This is a genomic window from Paenibacillus elgii NBRC 100335 (genome assembly GCF_004000865.1).
GTDB lineage: Bacteria > Bacillota > Bacilli > Paenibacillales > NBRC-103111 > Paenibacillus_G > Paenibacillus_G elgii.
In genome coordinates this window covers 1-24,454 of the sequence record NZ_BIMB01000076.1, presented here as the reverse complement: position 1 = coordinate 24,454, position 24,454 = coordinate 1, and the positions used below count along the sequence as shown (strand labels likewise).

Annotated in this window: 25 protein-coding genes; 23 read left to right on the top strand and 2 right to left on the bottom strand. The window is 52.8% G+C overall.

Translation table 11 applies throughout. The features are described 5' to 3' along the window. Positions 1-18 precede the first annotated feature (18 nt). Entirely contained in the window at positions 19-1,056 is a 1,038-nt protein-coding gene (locus PEL01S_RS32100; protein WP_010504145.1) for an IS630 family transposase, read from the bottom strand. 74 nt (positions 1,057-1,130) lie between these two features. Continuing rightward, complete coding sequence (locus PEL01S_RS35790; protein ID WP_164824354.1) at positions 1,131-1,397, bottom strand: VanZ family protein; 267 nt, start codon at positions 1,395-1,397, stop codon at positions 1,131-1,133. Between the two features lie 266 nt (positions 1,398-1,663). Between PEL01S_RS35790 and radC the strand changes: the two genes are divergently transcribed. From radC to lysS, 23 genes are all read left to right on the top strand, one after another. Next, positions 1,664-2,080 carry a RadC family protein gene (gene radC / locus PEL01S_RS32090; protein ID WP_010501458.1) on the top strand — a complete coding sequence of 139 codons (417 nt, stop codon included), beginning with the start codon at positions 1,664-1,666 and terminating at the stop codon, positions 2,078-2,080. Between the two features lie 134 nt (positions 2,081-2,214). After that, positions 2,215-2,994 carry a vWA domain-containing protein gene (locus PEL01S_RS32085; RefSeq protein WP_127463097.1) on the top strand — a complete coding sequence of 260 codons (780 nt, stop codon included), beginning with the start codon at positions 2,215-2,217 and terminating at the stop codon, positions 2,992-2,994. After that, complete coding sequence (locus PEL01S_RS32080) at positions 2,978-3,889, top strand: protein kinase domain-containing protein (RefSeq protein WP_174807043.1); 912 nt, start codon at positions 2,978-2,980, stop codon at positions 3,887-3,889. Before PEL01S_RS32085 ends, PEL01S_RS32080 begins: the two co-directional genes overlap by 17 nt. Before the next feature lie 83 nt (positions 3,890-3,972). Then, positions 3,973-5,406: a tRNA lysidine(34) synthetase TilS gene (gene tilS, locus PEL01S_RS32075; RefSeq protein WP_127463096.1), complete on the top strand. Its 1,434-nt coding sequence runs from the start codon at positions 3,973-3,975 to the stop codon at positions 5,404-5,406. Positions 5,407-5,421: 15 nt separating this feature from the next. Beyond that, positions 5,422-5,961: a hypoxanthine phosphoribosyltransferase gene (hpt, locus tag PEL01S_RS32070; protein ID WP_010501468.1), complete on the top strand. Its 540-nt coding sequence runs from the start codon at positions 5,422-5,424 to the stop codon at positions 5,959-5,961. 70 nt (positions 5,962-6,031) lie between these two features. Continuing rightward, on the top strand, positions 6,032-7,999 hold the full coding sequence (gene ftsH, locus PEL01S_RS32065) for an ATP-dependent zinc metalloprotease FtsH (RefSeq protein WP_108533033.1): 1,968 nt from the start codon (positions 6,032-6,034) through the stop codon (positions 7,997-7,999). Positions 8,000-8,299: 300 nt separating this feature from the next. Further along, positions 8,300-9,238 (top strand): quinolinate synthase NadA, encoded by a 939-nt coding sequence (gene nadA, locus PEL01S_RS32060; protein WP_063186824.1) that lies wholly within the window; start codon positions 8,300-8,302, stop codon positions 9,236-9,238. Positions 9,239-9,273: 35 nt separating this feature from the next. Next, complete coding sequence (gene nadB / locus PEL01S_RS32055; protein WP_127463095.1) at positions 9,274-10,887, top strand: L-aspartate oxidase; 1,614 nt, start codon at positions 9,274-9,276, stop codon at positions 10,885-10,887. Next, entirely contained in the window at positions 10,880-11,767 is an 888-nt protein-coding gene (gene nadC, locus PEL01S_RS32050; protein WP_127463099.1) for a carboxylating nicotinate-nucleotide diphosphorylase, read from the top strand. Before nadB ends, nadC begins: the two co-directional genes overlap by 8 nt. Next, positions 11,764-12,531 (top strand): type III pantothenate kinase, encoded by a 768-nt coding sequence (locus tag PEL01S_RS32045; protein ID WP_063186828.1) that lies wholly within the window; start codon positions 11,764-11,766, stop codon positions 12,529-12,531. The genes nadC and PEL01S_RS32045 overlap by 4 nt, the downstream gene beginning before the upstream one ends. A gap of 88 nt (positions 12,532-12,619) precedes the next feature. Further along, positions 12,620-13,492, top strand: a complete 873-nt coding sequence (hslO, locus tag PEL01S_RS32040) for an Hsp33 family molecular chaperone HslO (RefSeq protein WP_127463094.1) — start codon at positions 12,620-12,622, stop codon at positions 13,490-13,492. A gap of 63 nt (positions 13,493-13,555) precedes the next feature. After that, on the top strand, positions 13,556-14,494 hold the full coding sequence (locus PEL01S_RS32035; protein WP_063186831.1) for a peptidyl-prolyl cis-trans isomerase: 939 nt from the start codon (positions 13,556-13,558) through the stop codon (positions 14,492-14,494). 110 nt (positions 14,495-14,604) lie between these two features. Further along, positions 14,605-15,543, top strand: coding sequence for a cysteine synthase A (gene cysK, locus PEL01S_RS32030; protein ID WP_063186833.1), 939 nt, complete (start codon positions 14,605-14,607; stop codon positions 15,541-15,543). 391 nt (positions 15,544-15,934) lie between these two features. Then, positions 15,935-17,500: an anthranilate synthase component I family protein gene (locus PEL01S_RS32025; protein WP_127463093.1), complete on the top strand. Its 1,566-nt coding sequence runs from the start codon at positions 15,935-15,937 to the stop codon at positions 17,498-17,500. Next, on the top strand, positions 17,497-18,078 hold the full coding sequence (gene pabA / locus PEL01S_RS32020; RefSeq protein ID WP_063186837.1) for an aminodeoxychorismate/anthranilate synthase component II: 582 nt from the start codon (positions 17,497-17,499) through the stop codon (positions 18,076-18,078). Before PEL01S_RS32025 ends, pabA begins: the two co-directional genes overlap by 4 nt. Then, entirely contained in the window at positions 18,075-18,950 is an 876-nt protein-coding gene (gene pabC, locus PEL01S_RS32015; protein ID WP_127463092.1) for an aminodeoxychorismate lyase, read from the top strand. Before pabA ends, pabC begins: the two co-directional genes overlap by 4 nt. A gap of 30 nt (positions 18,951-18,980) precedes the next feature. Next, the gene (gene folP / locus PEL01S_RS32010) at positions 18,981-19,811 is read left to right on the top strand and encodes a dihydropteroate synthase (RefSeq protein ID WP_127463091.1); all 831 of its coding nucleotides are present in this window, start codon (positions 18,981-18,983) and stop codon (positions 19,809-19,811) included. A 31-nt stretch (positions 19,812-19,842) separates the two neighbouring features. Continuing rightward, positions 19,843-20,214 carry a dihydroneopterin aldolase gene (folB, locus tag PEL01S_RS32005; protein ID WP_127463090.1) on the top strand — a complete coding sequence of 124 codons (372 nt, stop codon included), beginning with the start codon at positions 19,843-19,845 and terminating at the stop codon, positions 20,212-20,214. Beyond that, positions 20,211-20,735: a 2-amino-4-hydroxy-6-hydroxymethyldihydropteridine diphosphokinase gene (gene folK, locus PEL01S_RS32000; protein ID WP_127463089.1), complete on the top strand. Its 525-nt coding sequence runs from the start codon at positions 20,211-20,213 to the stop codon at positions 20,733-20,735. Before folB ends, folK begins: the two co-directional genes overlap by 4 nt. Then, entirely contained in the window at positions 20,717-20,932 is a 216-nt protein-coding gene (locus PEL01S_RS31995) for a helix-turn-helix domain-containing protein (RefSeq protein WP_010501498.1), read from the top strand. The genes folK and PEL01S_RS31995 overlap by 19 nt, the downstream gene beginning before the upstream one ends. Positions 20,933-20,961: 29 nt before the next feature. Beyond that, positions 20,962-21,954 (top strand): tRNA dihydrouridine synthase DusB, encoded by a 993-nt coding sequence (dusB, locus tag PEL01S_RS31990; protein ID WP_063186845.1) that lies wholly within the window; start codon positions 20,962-20,964, stop codon positions 21,952-21,954. 200 nt (positions 21,955-22,154) lie between these two features. Continuing rightward, a complete protein-coding gene (gene greA / locus PEL01S_RS31985) occupies positions 22,155-22,631 on the top strand; it encodes a transcription elongation factor GreA (RefSeq protein ID WP_025846881.1) in 477 nt (158 codons plus the stop codon). Between the two features lie 86 nt (positions 22,632-22,717). Then, the gene (gene lysS / locus PEL01S_RS31980; protein ID WP_063186847.1) at positions 22,718-24,214 is read left to right on the top strand and encodes a lysine--tRNA ligase; all 1,497 of its coding nucleotides are present in this window, start codon (positions 22,718-22,720) and stop codon (positions 24,212-24,214) included. The last annotated feature ends 240 nt before the right edge of the window (positions 24,215-24,454 follow it).

Here is a 24,454-nt window from a genome sequence, read left to right as displayed (position 1 = left end):
TATAAGTTGAACTAAAGATTATAACCTTACAAGAAGGCGGTCTATGACCTTCTGAGGGGATGCATTTAACCGTTTCATGAATTTTGAAACGTGCAATCGAATACGGTAAAACTTTTTGAAGTAGACATTATTGATGACATCCTGGCGAACCCACTTCCACAGGCCTTCCGTCAGATTTAGCTTAGGGCTATATTTCGGAAGGAATACTAAGTGTAGCCGTTTATGCTTGTCAAGAAACGGCTTGAGTTGGGAGGCATGATGGATGCGGCTGTTATCGAGAATCATGAAGATTTTCCCTTCGGGGTATTCCTCAAGGATATCGCCGAGAAAACGCAAGAAAGCATTCACATCACATTGTTCTTCTTCTCGATGCGTAATGTGGCCGGTCTCATAGTTGATTGCTGCAAATAACTTCGCACCTTCATGCTTGCCTGTCGTGATAATCTTTCGCTGCTGCCCTTTGCGGAACCAGTTATACTGAAGCGCTTGGTAGGCTCGTATCATGGCTTCATCTTCAAACAATAGATGATCGATTTCCCCTTCAAGAAGCTGTTTTTTGAGCGCAGGGAACGTGTTGGTGCGAAATTCTTCCTGTTCCTCGGCACTTGCATTCGCCAGTGTGTACGTCGCTTTCGTATAGCTGAATCCGAGACGTTGTAACAGCTTTGAAACGCCTTTTTGGGTATACTGTTGCTTAAATTCTCGTTCAATCCAGTCCGCAATAAGCTGCAGGGTCCAGGTGTAATGGGCTTCAAAACCAACATCAGCCGGTTGCTTTTTTTCAACGGTGTTCGCAAGTTCATCCAATTGCTCATCCGTTAGCTTTACTGGTTTGCCGGGAGAATGATCAAGTTCTAGTCCTTCGAGTCCGTTTTCCCTGTAGGTAGTCCAATACCGACTAATGGTTTGATAAGCACGATTAAGGAGCGTACCTATTTCCGTGAAAGTATGTCCCTCTAAATGAAGCCGAACAGCCAAATAACGTTCGTATAAGCGTTTGTTGGATGCTTCTCTCATGGCTTCATTCAGATTCTGAATTTCATCACGTCGATTCATGATTATCGCCTCCGGGCTGGTCCTTTTCTAAACCATTACCCGATTCTCGCGGCTATGAATGTTAAAAGTTCAACTTATATAATAACAGATTTAATCTGTTGAAATAGTAATGGTGCATAAAATCCAAAAGGAGCACACATGAGGATGTTTCCGGCAATTTGTTTCACAGCAACGAAAGGAGATACAGAGTTTTGCATAATATCAATAATACTTTTAAAAGGTATAAAATTCATATTAGGTTCTATATTGCCCCGGTTGAGGCTTAACAATAGGTTGGATTGCACAGGGATTGGAAAGAGTGTTATTGAAATAACAACTAAAATGTGTAGATAAAAGATCAACAATGTAAGATTTTTTATTACATTTTTTTGGTTGAAATGTTATGTAAGGCTGTGAGAATTACTGCAATTACAAGCGATACTCCAAGTGGCATTCCAGTTAAAATAATTATTACCTCCTTAAAATTGCGGATCAGTAACAAATTCTGGGAGTATTGTCCGAAAGCGGTCGTATCCGGAATATTATATCTCAGATTGGTAACAAATGGAATGTGGTTATGCAGGTTTTTTATAAACCGATAGGAGTTTGCTGGAAGGGTGTATATCATTTGAATAGTAAAAAAGTAAGCTCACCGGAGGATGCTAACCAGATTATTCAGACCGTTCTTGATTTGAATAACGAGGCGGTTGAGAAATTCGGCATTCTGACGCTGGACTCGCGCAATGTTGTGGCAGGCATTCATGTCCTCGCCATCGGCACGTTGAATGCTGTGTTGATTCATCCAAGGGAAGTTTTCAAAGCGGCTATCTTGAACAATGCAGCCAGCATCGTTCTATTCCATAACCACCCGTCCGGTGATCCGACACCAAGCGAGGAGGATATCGAAATCACGCAGAGGATTGTCGAAGCTGGCCATCTGATGATGATCGAAGTGCTCGACCATATCATAACAGGCGATGGGAAGTATTGCAGCATGGCTGAGCAAGGATTGCTGAACAGGGGCCAGTCTGAACCCGAAAAATGAATCCGATCCGCTTACTCCTTAAGCGGGGGCGGATTTTTTTGTTTCCGCATTGTTCGAAATGTCACACTGGAGGGCAAGTTTAGAATTCTCCCAACTGGAAAAACTGGGTAATAGATAGATGGGAGGATGAACAGATGAAGCAGATCATACTTATAACCGACGGCTGCTCCAATGTCGGAATCAGCCCGGTCGTCGCGGCGGCCGAAGCGAAAGCGAAAGGGATTATCGTTCACGTTATCGGGGTGCTGGACGCCGGCGAGATCGGCGAACTGGGCGCTTCCGAGATCGACGAGATTGCCGCAGCGGGCGGCGGCATGAGCCGGACCGTACAGCCGTCGCAGCTATCGCAGACGATGCAGATGATGACGCGCAAAACGGTCTTCCAGACGATTCAGCAGGTGGTCGGACAAGAACTGCGGAGCATTCTGGGGCAGACGACGAAGCTGGAAGCTTTACCGCCGGAGCAGCGCTCCGAAGTGGTCCGGGTCATTGACGATTTGACGGAAACGGCCGATTTGAAGGTCGCTTTGCTGATCGACGCCAGCGCCAGCATGAAGCCGAAGCTGCCGGCCGTCAAGGAAGCGATCTACGATCTGCAGCTCAGCCTGCAATCGCGAATGGGCGAGAGCCTGCTGTCCGTCTTTCATTTTCCGGGCAACGTATCGGGCGATCAGGAGGTCGAGATGGACTTCGGCTGGACCCGCGACCTTGCAAATTTGAACCGGTTGTTTTATAAATTAAACATGAAGGGTACGACGCCGACGGGACCGGCGCTGCTCAAAGTCGTTGAATTTATGAACGGCTCGGCCGATGATACATATAGAAGCAAGCATAATGCAGCGGGGGATCGGCCGAAGGCCGACAGCCGCATAAGATCAAGCGAGGATGGGATATTCGGTGACTACGTCGTTTAGGCCCGCTTTTCCGGCGGGAACCCTCGTAAACGGCAAATGGAATCATAACGCATACCGTGTGGAGCGGCTGCTTGGCGAAGGAGCCAACGGCAAAGTGTACCTGGTTTCCCGGGGGAAGCGGTATTACGCGCTTAAGGTCGGTTTCGACGCCGTGGACCATCAGTCCGAGGTCAATGCGCTGAAGGCGTTGTCCCAATCGTCCACATCGTTTCAGCAGACGTTGATTGATGTCGACGATTTTTCATGGGAAGGCACGGATTATCCTTTTTGCGTCACAAAGTATATCAAAGGAAAGTCCTTGACGGAATACATGAAGCAGTACGGCAGCGATTGGATTCACCTCATCGGCCTGAATCTGCTGCGGAAGCTGTCCGAGCTGCATGCGAGCGGCTTCGTCTTCGGCGACTTGAAGGCGGAGAATATGATCATATCGGGCTACGGCGAAGTGGCCTTGATCGATTTCGGCGGCGTCGCGGCCAAAGGGCGCGCGGTGAAGCAGTTCACCGAGGTGTACGACCGCGGCTTCTGGAATGCCGGGACCCGAATGGCTGATGACGCGTACGATTTATTCTCCTTCGCTGTGCTGGTGCTCAGCGTGACGGACCGGGAACGCCGGTTTCACTCCGTGAATTCGCTGCTGCCGCAGAACCGCAATGTCGAGTGGCTGCTCGATATGCTGAAGGGCAACGCACTGCTCGCGCCGTCAGCTCCGGTGCTGCGCAAGGCGCTGACGGGCCGCTACACGAGCTCCAAGCAAGCGCTGGCGGACTGGCGCGCCCGCGGCTCGGCTTACCGTCCGGTGCGCAAAAAGCCGGTCAAGGGGGGCTGGATCAAGCTGTGCTTCGCCGCTTCCTTGCTGATGTTCGGGGCGGCCATTTACTTCGTATTGCAATAAAATGCAGACAAAGGCAATTCAAGACGGCCCGGATCGGGTAATAGTCAATCGAGAAGGTTCGTCAGACGAGAGGTTGTTCATTCATGGAGACGGCGGAAACATTATCCGTGCAAGTGGAGCGGTTTATACAAGACGAAGCGTTGATCGAACCGGGGGACGGCGTGGTCGTGGCGGTATCGGGCGGACCCGATTCCGTCGGGCTGCTGCACCTCCTTTTTGCGTTATCCGGCCGTTATCGTCTTCGGCTCACCGTCGCTCATGTGAATCACGGCTTCCGGGGCGCCGAAGCGGACCGGGAGGCGGAGATGGTGAAGTCGCTGGCCGGGCGATGGGGCCTCCCCGTGGAGACGACCTTCATCGACATGCCCCGTATTATAGAAGAAACGGGTCGGAACTCTCAAGCCGCTGCCAGGGACAAAAGGTACGAGTTTTTGTTTGACGTAGCGAGGCGAACGGGTTCTCGTCGAATCGCGCTCGCCCACCATGCGGACGATCAGGCGGAGACGGTGCTGATGCGGCTGCTGCGCGGAACGGGGCCTTCGGGATTGTCGGGCATTCCGGTGCGTAGATTGGCAGAAAATGGTTTGGAACTCATACGCCCCTTGCTGCGTATATACAAAGCGGATATTATCCGGTACTGCGAAGCGGAAGGACTGCCGTATTGTACGGACAGCAGCAATTTGGAGAGGAAGTACGTTCGCAATCAGGTGCGGATGGACGTGCTCCCCTTTCTGTCCCGTTACAACGAACAGCTGCCCGCGGCGTTGAACCGGCTGGCGGAGACGATGGCCGGAGAAGACGATTTTATGGACCGGGAAGTCCGGCGGATCTGCGATCAGCACGTGACCCGAAAAAACGCCTGTTACAGCTTTTCCGCAAAATGGTTTACGGGGGTACATGTTGCTTTACAAAGGCGGTTGATTAAACTAATATTAAATTATCTTGCTTCCGACCCGGATTCCATGGATTTCCTGAAAGTCGAACAATTTCGGACGGCTGTTCTGCGTGAACGACCGTCCAATTTTCGATTGGAAATCGGGCAGAACATCGCGCTCAGCAGGGAATATGATCGTATTGCGGTTCATACTATGGTGTTACGACCTCTCCCTTACGCGTACATGCTGCGCGAAGGCCAGACGGAGCTTGCGATTCCCGAGACGGGAGTCCGCCTCACGCTCCGCTCCTTGGACAGCGAAGAGGAGCACCCTGAATGTACCGATGCCTGGACCGCCTGTTTCGATGCGGAGGAACTTGCCATGCCTCTCACGGTCCGAAGCCGCCTTCCGGGAGACAGGATGAAGCCGCTCGGACTAAACGGGACGAAAAAGGTAAAAGATATGTTCATCGATGCGAAAGTGCCTCCTACCTTGCGCGAGACGATTCCGATCCTTGCGGACGCCGGCGGCAGCGTGCTTTGGGTACCGGGCGTTCGGCGGTCTTCATCCGCTGCGATAACCGGTCGGACGAAGCGAATGCTACATATTCAAGTGGATATTCATGGCAAAGATTTTTATTAAGTGGGAGGACCTCTCTTGCAAAACGACATTCAAGAAGTACTGTACAGCGAGCAGCAAATTCAAGACAAAATTAAAGAAATGGGCGAGCAGATCAGCCGCGATTTCGAAGGACGCAACCCGTTGGTCATCTGCGTACTAAAGGGCGCGTTCATCTTTATGGCCGATTTGGTCAAGCAGATCACGATTCCGCTTGAGCTCGATTTCATGGCCGTGTCCAGCTATGGCGCATCGACGAAATCGTCGGGTGTGGTCAAAATCATTAAGGACCTCGATATTTCCGTAGAGGGCCGCCACATTCTGATCGTCGAGGACATTATCGACAGCGGCTTGACGCTGAGCTATTTGATCGACGTGCTCGAACGCCGCAACGCCCTTTCCATTACGGTCGCCGCGTTGTTCGACAAGCCGGCGCGTAGATCGGCAGAGTTGGATGCAGACTATAAAGGCTTCGTGATCCCGGACGCGTTCGTGGTAGGATACGGTTTGGACTATGCGGAGAAATACCGGAACCTGCCGTATGTCGGCGTGCTGAAGCCCGAAGTTTACTCCCAATAGCATTTCTTGAGATGCCAAGACTTGCTGTGGTACAATATACAAAGTTGCCGTTGTTGAGAGGAGGTAGGGGATGAATCGCATTATTCGCAATACAGGCTTTTATCTGCTCATTTTTTTGGTCACCGTCGGAATCGTTCATTTTATCAGCACGCAGAATGAACAGAAAGACACCATTAGCTACGATAAGCTCCGCGTGGCCTTAATCGAAAAGAATGTCGAATCCATCATCGTAAAATACGATGCTCAAACGTATCTGGTTCGGGGGAAATATAAGAACGCTTCTACGGATAAGAAAAATTTCGAATCTCGTGCGCCTTATGACCCGCAAATCTTCCGTTTGATCGAAAACAGCGACATTCCCCAAGGGAACGTTTACATCGAGAAAATGGAAGGGGACAATGTTTGGATCAGCTTCCTTACCTCCATTATCCCGTTTGTGATCATTTTCATCCTGTTTTTCTTCCTGTTGAATCAGGCGCAGGGTGGCGGCGGAAAAGTCATGAACTTCGGCAAAAGCCGGGCAAGGCTCTATAATGAAGAGAAGAAGCGCGTCACGTTCGAGGACGTTGCCGGAGCCGATGAGGAGAAGCAAGAGCTGGTTGAAGTTGTCGAGTTTTTGAAAGACCCGCGCAAATTCGCAGCCGTAGGCGCCCGCATCCCGAAAGGGGTTCTGTTGGTCGGTCCTCCGGGTACCGGTAAAACGCTGCTTGCCAGAGCCGTAGCCGGTGAAGCCGGTGTGCCGTTCTTTAGTATCAGCGGTTCCGACTTCGTGGAAATGTTCGTCGGTGTCGGTGCTTCCCGTGTACGCGATTTGTTCGAAAATGCTAAGAAAAACGCCCCTTGTATCATATTTATAGATGAAATTGATGCTGTCGGCCGTCAGCGCGGCGCCGGATTAGGTGGCGGGCACGACGAGCGTGAGCAGACGCTCAATCAGTTGCTGGTTGAGATGGACGGCTTTGGCGCCAACGAAGGAATTATCATCGTGGCCGCAACGAACCGTCCGGACATTTTGGACCCTGCCTTGCTGCGTCCGGGACGCTTCGACCGTCAAATTACCGTTGACCGTCCGGATGTGAAAGGCCGCGAAGCGGTGCTGAAGGTGCATGCGCGCAACAAGCCGCTGGCTAAAGATGTGAAGCTGGATCAGCTTTCCCGTTACACAACCGGATTTACCGGTGCGGACCTTGAAAACCTGTTGAACGAAGCGGCGCTTATTGCAGCCCGTCGCAACCGGAAAGACATTTCAATGGACGAGATCGACGAGGCGTTCGACCGCGTGATTGTCGGAACGCAGAAGAAGAGCCGCGTCATCAGCGATCGCGAGAAAAGAATGGTCGCTTTCCACGAAGCCGGCCATACGATTGTCGGTGTTCATGTCGAGGACGCTGACGTTGTGCACAAGGTAACGATCATTCCGCGCGGCCGCGCTGGTGGTTACGTCATGATGCTGCCGAAGGAAGGCGAAGACCGGATGATGCAGACAAAGAATGAGCTGCTTGACAAAGTCACCGGACTTCTTGCAGGACGCGTCTCCGAGGAACTGTTCATCGGTCAAATCGGAACGGGGGCTTACAGCGACTTCCAACGAGCCACAGGCATCGTACGCCGCATGATTATGGAATACGGGATGAGCGACAAGCTCGGTCCGATGCAGTTCGGGGCAACGCAGGGTCAAGTATTCTTAGGCCGCGATATCGGACACGAACAGAATTACAGCGATGCTATCGCTTACGAGATCGACCAAGAGATGCAATCGATTATGCGCGCCTGCTATGACCGGGCCAAAGACATTTTGACCAAGTATAGCGACCAAGTTCGTTTGGTTGCCGAAACGTTGATCGAGAAAGAAACGCTGGAGAAGGAACAGATTCGCGAGCTGATCGAGACCGGCAAGCTCGGACCCGTGAAAGAAGACGGGGATGTGAAGCCGGAAGATGTGAAAGTGAACATCCAGGGACAGCATCAAGAATCCGAAGCCAACAAGCTTGATTTCGAGAAAAACGAATCGGATGGCGACAAAGAGGAAAATAAATAATTTTGCAAACAAACCGGTGCCGTAAAGCGCCGGTTTTTCCTTATCTGTACAGGTTAAAATGGAACGTTGATCGAGAAACTAGCCTTAGGAAAGGGTGCGGATTTGGCCCATAATACGAAACCGGTATTTTCCGCTCTTTTTGTAGCTATTTCAGCATTGACACCGCCCGGTCTGTTGTGTAAATTAAGTGTAAATCTTTAAACACTTTGTGAACATTTTCACCAGCTGTTGCAGCACGTTCCAGAGAGATATGAGTTGGAAACATCAGGGTGGTCATACGAAAAAAAAGGATGGTGCGTCATGGAAGCATTAGCGTTGGAGCGTAAAGCGGAACAGCAAAAAGAGCTGAAAGAGCGGATCGCCCAGCTGAAGAAAGAACGGAATGCCATTATACTTGCTCATTATTATCAGCGTGACGAGATTCAAGAGGTAGCCGATTTTCGCGGGGATTCGTTCCTGCTGGCTCAAAAAGCCGCTTCCACCGACGCCGATGTGATCGTATTTTGCGGCGTGCATTTTATGGGCGAAAGCGCAAAAATATTGGCCCCGAACAAAACGGTGCTCATCCCGGACGAACGGGCCGGCTGTCCGATGGCCGACATGGTCAATGTCGACGGTTTGCGGGCGCTCAAGCAGAAGCATCCGAACGCCAAAGTCGTGGCCTATATTAATACGTCGGCGGATGTCAAATCCGAAACCGACATTTGCTGTACGTCGGCCAATGCCATCAAAGTCATCAATTCGGTTGACTCCGATGAAATCATCTGGGTGCCCGATAAAAACCTTGGTGATTACGTTTCCAAATTTACCGATAAGAAAATGATTATTTGGGAAGGATATTGCAACACTCATGACATGCTGACCGTCAAAGATGTTGAAGAGATGAAAGCTCAATATCCGAACGCCCAATTCGTCGTTCATCCCGAATGCCGCCCGGAGGTCGTCAAGCTTGGCGATTTTGTCGGCAGTACAACAGCCATCATCAAATATTGCAAGGAATCCGATTGCCAGGAGTTTATCGTCGGCACGGAAGACGGTACGGGGTATCAGCTTCGGCTCGACAGCCCGAACAAAACGTTCCATTTTGCCACCAAATATTTGGTTTGCCCGAATATGAAGGTCAACAACCTGAAAAAAGTGGTCAAATGTCTGGAGACGAACCAACCCCAAATTTATGTTCCGCCGCAAGTGGCCGACAAAGCCAGAGCATCTTTGGAGCGCATGCTGCAGGTTAAGTAGCATGCGCTACTTCCTTGTTGAACGGGTGAGAGCTGATGATACCTCGTTATTTGGTTAATTTCGATGTGCGGCAGCTGCCGCAGGTACATACCGACGTCATTGTGATCGGCGCAGGAATCGCCGGTCTTTTCACGGCACTGCGTTCCGCTGAGAACCATAAAGTGCTGATGGTCACCAAAAAGTCGCTGCTGGACAGCAACACGCGGTACGCCCAAGGCGGAATCGCGGCAGTCATCTCGGACGAAGACTCGCCGGCCTATCACCGGCAGGATACGCTGATCGCGGGAGCCGGGCTTTGCTCTTCAGCGGCCGTGGACGTTCTGGCGCATGAAGGGCCTGCCGGGGTTACGGATTTGATCCGGATGGGAACCGAATTCGATATGGAGGACGGACGCTATGCGCTGACGAAAGAAGGGGCGCACAGCCAAAGACGCATTCTTCATGCGCAAGGGGACGCTACCGGCGCGGAAATCGTGCGTGCGTTGTCCGAGAAAACGAAGCAGGACCCGAATATCGAGATTTGGGATGACCATTTTGTAATCGATTTAATTACGGATAACGGCGAATGCTACGGTGCCTTGGTTCAAAAACCGGACGGCAGCCGGGTGATCATTCATGCGAAGGCAACCATCTTATGTACCGGCGGAGCGGGGCAATTGTTCCGCTATACGACCAATCCCGATATCGCCACCGGGGACGGTATTGCGATTGCTTACCGGGCAGGGGCAAATATCCGTGACGTGGAGTTTATTCAGTTCCACCCGACGGCTCTGTGCTATCCGGGAGCCCCAAGGTTCCTTATCTCTGAAGCGGTACGCGGGGAAGGGGCCGTACTGCGCAATATTAACGGCGAGCGGTTTATGGAGCGTTACCATCCGCAGTTGGAGCTTGCTCCGCGGGATATTGTCGCCCGGGCGATCGTTAGCGAAATGGAGAACACCAAGTCGACCTTTGTCTACATTGATTTTACGCACGAATCGGAAGAAACGGTGAAGCACCGGTTTCCGACGATTTATGAATACTGCCTGTCCTACGGACTCGATTTGTCGTCCGATTGGATCCCGGTAGCTCCGGCCGCTCATTACATGATGGGCGGGGTAGAAACCGACCTACACGGAGAAACGACTGTTAAACGGCTGTTTGCGTGCGGGGAAGTGTCCTCTACGGGTGTACATGGGGCCAACCGGCTGGCCAGCAACTCGCTTTCCGAAGCGATTGTGTTCGGGCGGCGAATTGTCGAGCGGATCGACCGCTTGTCGCCAATTGCCGAGCTTCCCCACATTCTAGAGGAGCAGCGGTCCAAGGATAACGCCATTCAGCCCGTTGTCGAAAAGAAGCTGAAGCTGCAAAAGGTCATGCTTCGGTACGCGGGACTCAAGCGGCATGCTCAAGGACTGGAAAAAGGCTACGACGAGCTGAAGCGCCACGTATCGATCTTTGACAGTTGTTTGGCCAAGCGGGAAGAATATGAATTTGCCAATTTGCTCATCTGCGCGCTTCTCACGACACAAGCCGCTTTGATTAGGCAGGAAAGCCGCGGGGGACACTACCGGGAAGACTTCCCGGATAAGGATGACGCGGTTTGGCGTAAGCATACCGTGTTTAATCGTGCCAACGGCATTACGGAAGGACGGATTGATGATGTTTGAGTTGAACCGGTCGAATTTGGAACGAAGCTTGCGGGCTTGGCTTGAGGAAGACATCGGGATGGGCGACGTCACAACGATGACGACGATTCCGGCGGAATCGCAAGCCAAGGGCATTATTCACGTCAAAGACGAGGGTATTATCGGCGGGCTTTCAGTGGCCGAAGCGGTCTTCGCACTGGTTGATCCGCAGCTTCGGTTCGAAGCGAAGGTGAATGATGGCGCGGCAGCCCGGTACGGCACTGTGATCGCAGAAGTATCCGGCAGCACGCGCAGCATTTTGCTTGGGGAGCGGCTCGCGCTGAATTTGCTGCAGCGCATGTCCGGCATTGCTACGCGTACGCGCCAGTTCGTGGACCGGCTGGAAGGACTGCCGGTTCGTCTTGTGGATACGCGCAAAACAACGCCAGGCCACCGGATGCTGGAGAAATACGCGGTTCGTATCGGGGGAGGACATAATCACCGGTTCGGACTGTATGATGCTGTCATGATCAAAGACAATCATATTAAGGGAGCGGGAGGGATCCGCGAAGCTATTGTGGCGGCCCGCACTCAAATTCCGCATACGATGAAGATTGAAGTCGAAGTGGAGACCTTCGAACAGCTTGAAGAAGCGTTAGCGGCCGGTCCCGATATCGTCATGCTCGATAACATGTCGCCGGAGCAAATGTCGCAAGCCGTACAGCGCATGAAAAGTCAGGCTCCGCATATCATGGTAGAAGCGTCGGGAAACGTTACGCTGGACACGGTCCGCGGCATTGCCGAGAGCGGGGTGGACGTCATTTCCGTCGGCCGGCTGACCTATTCCGTTCAGTCGCTTGATATCAGTTTGGATCTGAACGAGCAGAAAGGTTCCGCGGGAGAAAAGGCGGGCCGGTCATGATCTTAGTGGTGGACGTGGGGAATACTAACATCGTGCTCGGGATTTACGAAGGGAAGCGGTTGCTGCACCACTGGCGGCTGAGTACCAACCGGTCGGCCACTTCGGACGAGTACGGAATGACCATGTACAACCTGTTCCAGCATGCGGGAATTGGCCTGGATCAAGTCGACGGCGTCATTCTTTCTTCCGTCGTGCCGCCGCTGATGTTTGTACTGGAACAATTGTGTTTAAATTATTTGAAGAAAGCGCCATTAATTGTAGGACCTGGTATCAAGACCGGGCTCAATATCCGTTACGAGAACCCAAAGGAAGTCGGCGCAGACCGGATCGTGAATGCAGTCGCTGCCATCGAGCTGTACGGCTCGCCTTGTATCGTGGTCGATTTTGGAACCGCTACGACGTTCGACTATATCGACGAGAAGGGCCAATTCATCGGCGGGGCCGTGGCGCCCGGAATCAGTATTTCCACCGAAGCTTTGTATCAACGGGCGGCAAAACTGCCTCGCATTGAGCTGGTGAAGCCGAAAAGCGTCGTTGGCCGCAATACGGTCGCATCGATGCAAGCCGGGATTATTTTCGGCTTTGCCGGTCAAGTGGATGGAATCGTGGACCGGATTAAGCAGGAGTTCCGGGTTGAACCGAAAGTTATCGCAACGGGCGGGCTGGCAGAGCTCATTGCAGGGGAATCACGTACGATCGACCTGATCGATCCGCTTCTCACGCTGCAGGGATTGCAAATTATATATGAACGCAACATCGGCTAGAGTCTGCCTATTCGCGGTAAGCAGGACCCCTTTTTCCGGCTTCCCGGACCCTTGCCTTTAGCGTCATTAGAACAGAAGGAGCTTTGTCATGCAAGATTATTTAATAAGGGCTACGGCCTATGAAGGAAAAGTACGCGCCTTTGCCGTCCGCACCACCGGCATTGTCGAGGAGCTGCGCCGCCGTCATCAGACTACGCCTACCGCTACCGCTGCTCTAGGACGTACGGCAACGGCTGCGCTGATGATGGGCATCATGCTGAAAGGTGAGGAGAAGCTGACCGTTCAAGTCAAGGGCGGCGGGCCGATCGGCCAGATCGTCGCGGATTCCAATGCTCACGGAGAAGTACGCGGATATGTGGACAATCCGTCTGTCGATTTGCCCTTGAATCAGATCGGCAAGCTGGACGTGGCCGGCGCTGTCGGTACCGACGGTTTTTTGTATGTCATTAAAGACCTCGGGCTCAAAGAACCTTACCGCGGCAGCATCCCGATCGTTTCCGGCGAGCTCGGCGAAGATTTTACGTATTATTTTGCCAAATCCGAACAGACGCCTTCGGCTGTCGCTTTGGGCGTGCTGGTCGACGTGGATTATACCGTGAAGGCTGCCGGCGGATTCATTATTCAATTGCTGCCGGGATTAACGGATGACGAGATTTCACAGATTGAAAAGGAGCTGGCGGCTCTTCCGTCGATTACGTCCTTGCTTGACCGCGGAGACCGTCTGGAGGACATCCTCGCTACGCTGCTTCCCGGGGCCGAAGTGCTGGAGAGACGCGACGACATTCGGTTTAAGTGCAAATGCTCGCGCGAGCGCGTCGAGCAGACTTTAATAAGTCTGGGGCGCGATGAATTGCAGGAAATCCTGGAAGAGGACGGAAAGGCGGAAATCGTGTGCCATTTTTGCAACGAAGCCTATCGTTTCAGCCGGGAAGATCTTGAAGCGATTCTCAAATCCATATAAAACGACGGGGTGGCGAGCAGGCGCCCAGTCTATATAGAGAGTGATCATACGAGGAGATAGGGTATGCGAAACATTAAAGTATTATGGGGCATGATCGCTGTGTTGCTGGTCGCGGTAGTCATCCTATCCTCCGTATTAATGGCCCACTCCTTATACCCATCCTCTACCGATAAACATCCGGACCCCAAGAAGCAGGACGGAGAGGCGCAAATTTTGGCCACGATCGGAGAGAAAAAGATTACGTTAGCCGAATTGGAAACCCAGCTGCTGGCGGTGCACGGGCGCGAGCTCTTGGACCGAATGATCGACCGGGAAGTGGTGCGCTTGGAGGCGAGGGCCTCTGGCGTCGAAATTGACGACAGCGAAGTGCAGCAGGAATTGAAGCGGATGAAGCAGGGGTACGAAAGCGAGCAAGCATTTTTAGATACGATGAAAAATCAGCTGGGTTTAACTCCAGATACGCTCAAAGAGGACGTTTACCACAAGCTGTTGGCCGATAAAGTTGCCATTCACAACATCCGGATCACCGATGAAGAAGTGCAGGCTTATATTGCGGCGCATCCGGACGAATTCCAGACACGCGTGGAGTATCGCCTTCAGCAGATCGTGACAGCCAGCAAGGAGCAGGCCCAGCGGGCATTGAACGACTTGTCCAAAGGCGCTGATTTTGCCCAGGTAGCCAAGGAACGTTCCCTTGATGATGCAACGCGCGATAGCGGGGGAGACTTGGGCTGGCTGGAAGAGGGCGATCCGTTCGTTCCCGCCCCGATCATGAAGACTGCCAAGCAGCTGAAGCAAGGAGAAGTCGGAAAACTTGTGGAAGTTGATGGGAAATATGTTATCGTAAAGCTGAAGGAGCGTAGAGAAACTTCCAAGGAAGAGCCTGCAGTGGTTAAGGAGCGGGTCCGCAAAGATCTCGCCCTTCGGGAAGCTCCTCCGATGAAGGAGATGCTGCGTACGCTCCGAGACAAGTGGAAAGTATCGGTCCGGGCTAATTTCTAGGAAACGTCAGGGAATTGTATTGACAACCACCGTAGGGGTTGATAAGATTACAATATAATACCTACTAAATTACTCGGATATTTTGACGTGAACTTGAGGAGGAGAACGGAATGGCCAGATTAGTGCAAAGCGTCACGCAATTGATTGGGGACACGCCATTGGTCAAATTAAACCGTGTCGTGCCGGAGGGCAGTGCGGAAATCTACGTAAAGCTGGAATTCCAAAACCCGGGTGCCAGCGTAAAAGACCGGATTGCCATTAGCATGATTGAAGTGGCCGAGCAAGAAGGCCGTATCAAACCGGGCGATACGATTGTCGAGCCGACGAGCGGGAATACGGGGATCGGTCTGGCGATGGTCGCCGCGGCCAAAGGCTATAAGGCGATTTTAGTCATGCCGGAGACGATGTCCATGGAACGCCGCAATCTGCTTCGCGCTTACGGTGCGCAGCTGGAACTGACACCGGGTGCGGAAGGGATGAAGGGCGCCATCAAGCGTGCGGAAGAAATCTTGGCCGAAAATCCGGGTTACTTCATGCCTCAGCAGTTCAAGAACCAAGCAAACGTCAAAATTCACCGCGAAACGACCGGTCCGGAAATTGTGGAAGCGATCAACGCGCATGACGGCAAACTGGACGCTTTCATCGCCGGGATTGGAACCGGCGGAACGATTACAGGAGCCGGTTCGGTGCTCAAGGAGCACTTCCCGCACATTAAAATTTATGCTATCGAGCCTTCGGCTTCTCCGGTATTGTCCGGGGGCAAGCCGGGTCCGCACCGCATTCAAGGGATCGGCGCAGGCTTTGTGCCGGATATCCTCGACACCGGCATCTATGACGGGATCATTGCAGTGGAGAACGAGGAAGCGTTCGAAACATCCCGCCGCGTAGCGAAAGAAGAAGGCATCCTGGGAGGCATTTCGTCCGGAGCCGCCATCTTTGCCGCACTGAAGATCGCCAAGGAACTCGGCCCCGGCAAGCGCGTCATCGCTGTCGTTCCAAGCAACGGCGAGCGCTACCTGTCTACGCCGCTGTATCAATTCGAGGACTAAGCCTTTAAAGGAAATCCAAGCCTGCTCATCTTCCAAAGGTTGAGCGGGCTTTTTATCTTTCTACCTCTCTCATGAAATTGGGAAGGGTGGGGGTTGTTCTTTTGCTTATGTGAATGGTCGAAGGAGAAATCGCGTTTCGCGGCGAGTTTTTTGCTCCATTCCCTTCTACTTCCATAAATTTCTGGGTGATGGAGCAAAACGTGTCTGAGCTAAAGCGAAACGCGATTTTTCCGCAGACTGCGCAAGGGGCCCGGGCTCTCCCGATTCGTCTTCGACTCATCTCCGACTCATCTCCGAATCCCTTCCCATATTTCGCCGCCCTTTTATTCGTCCGCAATTTCAAGTATACTAATCCCAACATTAAACGACGAACGCAAAAGGAGGACGGAACATGCTCCTGACATCCTATCATCAATGGCAGCAGTGGGCTCAGGACTATACCGTGCTTCCATATGTTATCCGGTTTTCATTAGAGCAAAGCCGCCCGCTTTCCTGGGCGCCTATTTGGAAGGAAGCGGCTCCCGGTTCCTTCGTGTTGGAGAGCGGCAAGGGCGGCCGCTACAGCTTTTTTGGCATTCGGCCCGTTTCGGCTATTCAAGGAACAGGCAACGAGGCGACGGTCACGCAGCAGGACGGCAGCGAAGAGAAGCGGCAAGGAGCGCCGCTGGAGCTGGTGAAAAGCTGGCTTGCCCCTTTTCGCTCGCCGGTCGTAGAAGGGGCCCCGAAGTGGATCGGCGGATGTGTCGGGTTCTGGGGCTACGATGTAATCCGTACCATTGAACGGCTGCCGGTTCGGGCAAAAGCCGATTTGCCCGTGCCCGATTATGCTTTTGTTCGGGTGGACGAGCTCTGGATTATCGATCATGAAACCAACCAGCTATTTTGTGCGGTCCATACGGAGCTTTCACCACAGCAAGCAGAGGAGCCGGGTTGGCTTGAAGCCCGGTATAAGGAAGCGGAGCAGACCGCAGCCCGGATGAAAGGCTTTTGGGACCGGTTGACGGAGGCTGCCGCCAATCCACTTTTGCAGGAAGAAGCGGCCCGGAAGCGGACTCTTATGGAAGAAGACCGCTTGCAGGTGGACGTTGATGCCATTGAAGGGATAGCTGCCGATTTTCCGAGAGAAGCCTACATGGATGCGGTACGCACAATTCACGAATATATCAGTGCCGGAGACGTGTTTCAGGTTAATCTGGCGGTGCGTCAGAACAAACAGCTTGAGGCCTCGCCTGAAGAGATCTATGAATGGCTGCGGCTGGTGAATCCTTCCCCTTATATGGGACTGCTTCGTTTCCGCGATTTTCAGCTTGTATCGGGCTCTCCGGAGCTGTTGGTCCAGCTTGAACGAGGAACCGTCCGCACCCGTCCGATCGCAGGTACCCGTCCACGCGGCATGAGCCCGGAAGAAGACCGGCAGCTGGCGGATGAGCTGATTCATCACGAGAAAGAACGAGCCGAGCATATCATGCTTGTCGATTTGGAGCGCAACGATCTCGGACGTATTTCGACATACGGGACTGTCAAGGTCAAAGACTTTATGGTCATTGAGTACTATTCCCATGTGATGCATATTGTGTCGGAAGTTGAAGGAAAGCTGGCCGAGGGACGCGATGCCTTCGATGTTATTGCTGCAACGTTCCCGGGCGGCACGATAACCGGCGCTCCGAAAATTCGCACCATGGAGATTATTGAGGAACTGGAGCCGGTAAGAAGAGGACCATATACCGGGTCTATCGGTTGGATTGACTATAATGGCGATATGGAATTTAATATAATCATACGTACGCTCATCGCAACAGGCGGCAGAGGATACGTGCAAGCCGGGGCGGGGATTGTCATCGACTCGATTCCGGAGAAGGAATACACAGAATCGATTAACAAAGCAAAAGCCATGTGGAAAGCAATCCAATATAGCGAACGAAAAAATCCATGTCCCGCGGGAGGTAGAAAATCATGATTTTGGTCATCGACAACTACGATTCGTTTACGTACAATTTGGTGCAGTATTTGGGAGAATTGGGCGAAAAGATCGAGGTGCGTCGCAACGATGAGATCGATCTGGAAGGGATCGAAGCGTTAAAGCCGGACCACATTTTGATCTCTCCGGGGCCTTGCACGCCCAACGAAGCGGGAATCAGCCTGTCGTTGATCGAACGCTTCAAAGGCCGGATTCCCATTCTCGGCGTCTGTCTCGGCCATCAATCGATCGGACAGGCGTTTGGCGGCGAAGTGATTCGCGCAGAACGGCTGATGCACGGGAAGACCTCAGAAATATTCCACAACGGTCAAGGGATCTTTAAGGATATGCCGTCTCCGTTTACGGCAACGAGGTATCATTCCTTAATCGTAAAAAGAGAAACGCTGCCCGATTGCTTCGTGATCACCGCTGAAACGGCCGAGGGTGAAATTATGGGGCTGCGCCATAAAGAATACCCGATCGAGGGCGTTCAATTCCATCCCGAGTCGATCATTACCGATCACGGACATCAAATGCTGCGCAATTTCTTGAACGAAACGGCAGTGGGCCAAGCGTGAAAATCGATTTAAACGGAAACGTCATAGAGGAACAAAAGGCCGTGGTCTCCGTATACGACCACGGTTTTCTTTACGGTATGGGCCTATTCGAGACGTTCCGCACCTACGGCGGGCGTCCCTTTTTGCTGGAATGGCATCTGGAGCGGCTGTCCGCAGGCTGCCGGGAGCTGGACATCCGATACGTTCCCGATCCGGACGGCTTGCAGGCCCGGATTCGCAGACTGCTTGAAGCTAACGAATTGGAGGACGCCTACTTCCGTTTCACGGTTACGGCGGGCCCGGACATGCTCGGTCTTCCGGCCGAACCGTACAAGCATCCTACGGAAATTCTTTACGTAAAGTCATTGCCTCCGATCGATTGGTCGGTCTATACCGAAGGCAAGCCCCTGCAGCTCCTCGAATCCCGTCGAAACTCGCCGGAAGGCGCGATTCGACACAAATCGCTGCACTATATGAACAATATTTTGGCGAAACAAGAACTCCGGCGCTATCCTTGGGCGACTCAGGCGGAAGGTCTCCTGCTGGATGCCCAAGGCTTCTTGTCGGAAGGGATCGTCAGCAATTTGTTTTTTGTACGCGGCGGGGAGCTGCATACGCCTTCGACGGAGACGGGGCTTCTGCCCGGCATCACGAGACGCTATGTGATGACGGTGGCGCGCGAGACCGGATTATCCGTATCGGAGGGCTTGTACAGGTGGGAAGATCTTGCTGGAGCGGACGAAATATTTTTGACCAATTCCATTCAAGAAATCATTCCGGTGACACGGCTGTTCGACCGGGAAGGAATTGCGTACACCGTTGGCGACGGTACGGCAGGTCTTGTTACGGCAAAATTGCTGTCTCGATATAGGAACAATCGTCGTTCTGGTTAGTCGTATAGCTCAAGCTAAGGAGGAAAAATCATGAACGCTATCGTGGCGGATTCTAACAAGCTCAAGCAGCTGTTGAGCGGGCCGAGGACAGTTGTGATGGGGATTCTAAATGCGACTCCGGACTCCTTCTCGGACGGGGGGCGGTATATTGACCCGATCGCTGCCGTAGCCCGAGCGCTGGAGATGATCGCGCAGGGAGCCGATATCATTGACGTAGGCGGCGAATCGACGCGTCCCGGCGCTCCCGTCGTTTCGCAGGAAGAAGAGTTGGAACGGGTCATCCCTGTCATTCGCGCGTTGCGGCAGGCAGGCATCGATACGCCGATTTCCATCGACACGTACAAGGCCGAAACGGCAAGACAAGCGATGGCTGCGGGCGCAAGCCTGCTCAACGATATATGGGGATTGCAGAAGGAGCCGGACATGGCCCGCGTAGCTGTGGAATACGGCTGCCCGATCGTTCTGATGCATAATCGCACCGAAGCGGTGTATGCTAACTTTATCCAAGATGTGATCGAGGATTTGCGGGAAACGGTTCGTCGGGCGCACCAAGCAGGGATTCGCGACGAACAGATTATTTTGGACCCGGGCATCGGATTTGCCAAAACGTACGAGCACAATTTGCAGCTCATGAACTATCTGGACCGGATCGTCTCCTTAGGCTACCCTGTGCTGCTCGGCACGTCGCGCAAAAGCATGATCCGCCGTGCGCTGAATTTGCCGACGGACGACGTGGTGGAAGGAACCGCGGCTACCGTTGCGCTCGGCATTGCCCAAGGCTGCCGGGTCGTCAGAGTGCACGATGTGAAAGCCATGCGGCGAGTTGCCGATATGACCGATGCCATAACGCGGCACCGATGACGCGGCTGCGACTTGAAGGGGGAAGATGAAGTTGGATAAAATGATGCTGAAAGGGATGGCCTTTTACGGATACCACGGCGTTTTTCCAGAGGAAAACAAGCTGGGGCAGCGCTATTGCGTGGATGTGGAGCTGTACCTTCCGCTGGACCGGGCGGGCCGCTCCGACCGGGTGGAAGACACCATCAATTACGCCGAGGTACATGACCTGATCAAAACGATCGTCGAGCAGAAAACGTTCAAGCTGGTCGAGGCGCTGGCTGAGCATATTGCATCCGAGGTACTGCGAACTTATACTAGTATAAATGAATTGACCGTCCGCGTCGTCAAGCCGCACCCGCCGGTAGCCGTTCATTTTGACGGTTTCACGATCGAAATTCACAGGAAGCGGGAAGCACACCGATGAACGATGGAGAGAAGCAGTCGGCTGAGGTTTGCGAACGGGCCTACATCGGACTTGGCTCCAACATCGGAGACAGGGAGCGCTTCCTGACGGAAGCCGTTCGATTGCTTCAGGAGCACCCGCAGATTCGCGTTACCGGCCAATCGGCCTTGTACGAGACCGATCCGGTTGGCTATACGGATCAAGCCCCCTTTTTGAATATGGCAATCGAGGTGACGACGACGCTCTCCCCGGAACAACTGCTGGAGCAGCTGATGGAAAGGGAACGGCAGCTTGGCCGCGTTCGCGATATTCGCTGGGGCCCTCGTACCATTGACCTTGATATGCTGATATACGGCGACGTTAGACGGCAGCAGCCCGACTTGATACTGCCGCACCCGCGCATGCATGAGCGGGCATTCGTTCTGATCCCTCTTATTGAGGTATTGGAACTTCATCACCAGCCGCAGGCCGCGCCTTTACGGGCGTTTTTGGAGCGTGCGGAAGGAAAGGAAGGCGTTACACTTTGGAAAAAAATGCAGTAGCCCAGCGCATCCGCGCTTTTCGCAAACTAAAAGGTTTTACCCAAAACGAACTGGCGGAACGGTTGGACGTATCCATCGCCGTCCTCGGCTCCATCGAGCGGGGAACGCGCAAGGCAGACCCGAAAATCGTCCGTAAAATATGCGAAACGTTGGGGATTGAGCCGGAAGAGCTTTATTTCCAGGCAAGCGGTAAATAAAATCACCCTTCTCGGAAAGGAGAGATATGATGTTAACGATAGGCAATGTCACCGCCCCGAACAAAGTGGTCCTGGCCCCGATGGCAGGCGTCTGCAATCCGGCTTTTCGCTTGATCGCGAAAGAGTTCGGCTGCGGCCTCGTCTGTGCCGAGATGGTCAGCGATAAGGCCATCCTGCACGGAAATCACCGCACGCTGGAGATGCTGTACGTCGACGAGCGGGAGAAACCGCTCAGCCTGCAAATTTTCGGCGGCGACACCGAAACGCTCGTCGAAGCGGCCAAATATGTGGACCAGCATACGAATGCGGACATCATCGATATCAACATGGGCTGTCCTGTGCCCAAAATTACAAAATGCGACGCGGGGGCGCGTTGGTTGTTGGACCCCGACAAAATCGAGCAGATGGTCTCGACCGTCAGTCGGTCCGTCAGCAAACCGCTAACCGTGAAAATGCGGATCGGCTGGGACGACGATCATATTTACGCGGTGCGGAACGCGAAAGCCGTAGAGAACGGCGGCGGCGCGGCCGTATCCGTTCATGGGCGCACGAGAGTGCAGATGTATACCGGACACGCGAACTGGGACATCATTAAAGAGGTCAAGGAAGCCGTTTCGATTCCGGTGATCGGCAATGGGGACGTCTTTACCCCCGAGGATGCGAAGCGGATGCTCGACCAGACCGGCGTGGACGGCGTCATGATCGGCCGCGCGGCACTGGGCAATCCGTGGATGCTGTACCGGACTATCCAATATTTGACCAAAGGGGAGCTTCCTCCGGATCCAAGCCCGCAAGAGAAAATCCGCATCGCGGTGCTGCATTTGGACCGGCTGACGGCACTGAAGGGCGAAGCGGTCGCGGTCAAGGAAATGCGCAAGCATCTGGCCTGGTACTTGAAGGGGCTGCACGGAGCGGCGCGGATCAAAGACGCCATTATGGAGCAGACGAAACGCGACGCCATGGTTCAGCTTCTCACCGACTTTATCGAAACGCTCGACCAGCGTGAGGCAACCGTCCACTAGTCCGGTTCGATGGGCGAAACCGGGCCGTTTGGCTTCAATTGACATTTGAATGGGGTTGCAATATAATCAGTCAATAGTCATTTGCGGCCGACGGTTGGTGGCATCAAGCAGCGTCGCGTTCATATAGTAATTATCAGTGAATTCATACTCGATTGGGCTCGAAATATGAAAATCTTTCACACGACGGGAGATAGGTAGTAATGGCGGAAAAAGAAGTCATTCTCACGCAGGAAGGTTTGAAAAAGCTCGAGGAAGAGCTGGAGCATTTAAAGTCGGTGAAGCGCCGCGAGGTGGCCGAGCGGATTAAAGTGGCGATCGGTTACGGCGATATCAGCGAGAACTCGGAATACGAAGATGCCAAGAACGAACAAGCATTCGTTGAAGGCCGCATTATCACTTTGGAGAAAATGCTGCGCAACGCGCGGATTATCAACAACGACGAAGTCGATACGGATGCGGTGAACGTCGGTTCCATCGTCATCTTGAAGGACCTCGAATTCGGGGATATCGTCGAATACTCCATCGTGGGCACGGCGGAATCCGACCCGTTCCAAAACAAAATTTCCAACGAAAGCCCGGTCGGCAAAGCCATTCTTGGCAAGCGCAAAGGGGCAATCGTCGACGTCAGCGTACCGGCAGGCGTCATTCAGTACGAAATTATCGATATCAAGAAGTAAACGGCAACAACAAAAGGAGCTTCCTCAGGAAGCTTTTTTGACTATAGGGCCGGGAAGTTTTACTTACGAACCAAGGAGCTGGAAACATGACTGTGGAATTGGAATTAAATGAATTGTTGCAAATTCGGCGCAACAAATTAGATGAATTGCGTGGCCTTGGAGTCGATCCGTTCGGGCAAAAGTTCGAAAGAACGCACCATGCCGGCGATATTTTCAAAGCCTATGAAGACAAGTCCAAGGAAGAGCTTGAAGCGCATTCCGCCGAAGTAAGCATTGCCGGGCGGATTATGCAGAAGCGGGAAATGGGCAAAGCGGGCTTTGCGCATATTCAGGACATCACGGGCAAGATTCAAATTTACGTGCGCGCCGATGCGTTGGAAGAAGCTAAATACAAAGCGTACGAACTGCTCGATATCGGCGATTTGATCGGCGTTCGCGGCACCGTCTTCAAGACGAAAACGGGCGAGCTTTCCGTTAAAGCGAATTCGGTAGAAGTGCTGTCCAAATCGCTTTTGCCTTTGCCAGAGAAATATCATGGTCTCAAAGATGTCGAGCTGCGTTACCGTCAGCGTTATGTGGATTTGATCATGAACCAAGACGTGCAGCAGACCTTCATTTTGCGTTCCAAAATCATTCAGTCGATGCGCCGCTATCTGGATTCCCGAGGCTATTTGGAAGTCGAGACGCCAACCCTGCATGCCATTGCAGGCGGTGCGGCCGCTCGTCCTTTCATTACGCATCATAATGCGCTGGACATGCAGTTGTATATGCGGATTGCGATTGAGCTGCATTTGAAGCGTTTGATTGTCGGCGGGATGGAGAAAGTCTACGAAATCGGACGCGTCTATCGCAACGAAGGTATTTCGACGCGCCATAACCCGGAATTTACGATGATCGAGCTGTACGAAGCGTATGCCGACTATAAAGACATCATGAAGCTAACGGAAGAGATGGTCGCACATATTGCTCAAGAAGTGCTGGGTACGACCAAAATTACGTATCAAGATCAAGAAATCGATCTTGCTCCGTCGTGGCGTCGTGTCTCGATGGTCGATGCGATTAAAGAAGTGACAGGCGTTGATTTCAGCGTTCAGATGACGGACGAGGAAGCGCATCGCTTGGCCAAAGAACACAATGTGCCGGTTGAGCCGATGATGACCTTCGGTCATATCGTGAACCAGTTCTTTGAGAAGTTCGTCGAGGAAACGCTTATTCAGCCTACATTCATTACAGGGCATCCGGTGGCAATTTCCCCGCTGGCGAAAAAGAATGAGCAGGACCCCCGGTTCACGGACCGTTTCGAGCTGTTTATCGTGGCACGCGAGCACGCGAACGCGTTTACCGAGCTGAACGATCCGATCGATCAGCGGGAGCGGTTTGAAGCGCAGCTGGTGGAGCGGGAGCAGGGGAACGACGAGGCGCATGAAATGGACGAAGACTTCGTGCGCGCTCTCGAATACGGCATGCCGCCGACCGGAGGTCTCGGGATCGGGATCGACCGTCTGGTGATGCTGCTTACGAATGCTCCGTCGATTCGTGACGTGCTGCTTTTCCCGTTGATGCGTGAGCGTCAAGGCGAATAATTTTGGACAAGCAAACCATGCTTCGCCCTTTGCAGGGGAAGCATGGTTTTTGTTTGCTTTAGAGTCGGTTTCAGAAGGAAGAAAATAACAGTTGCAAAGTATAGGAGCGTTTGGTATATTAGTCATTGTCGCTTCTGCGGTTGAGCTCGAAAGAGCCGAGCATGAAAAAAGAAATTAAAAATAATGCTTGCAATCAGCTAGGCAGATGTGATATATTAAAGAGGTCGCTTTCGACGGGTA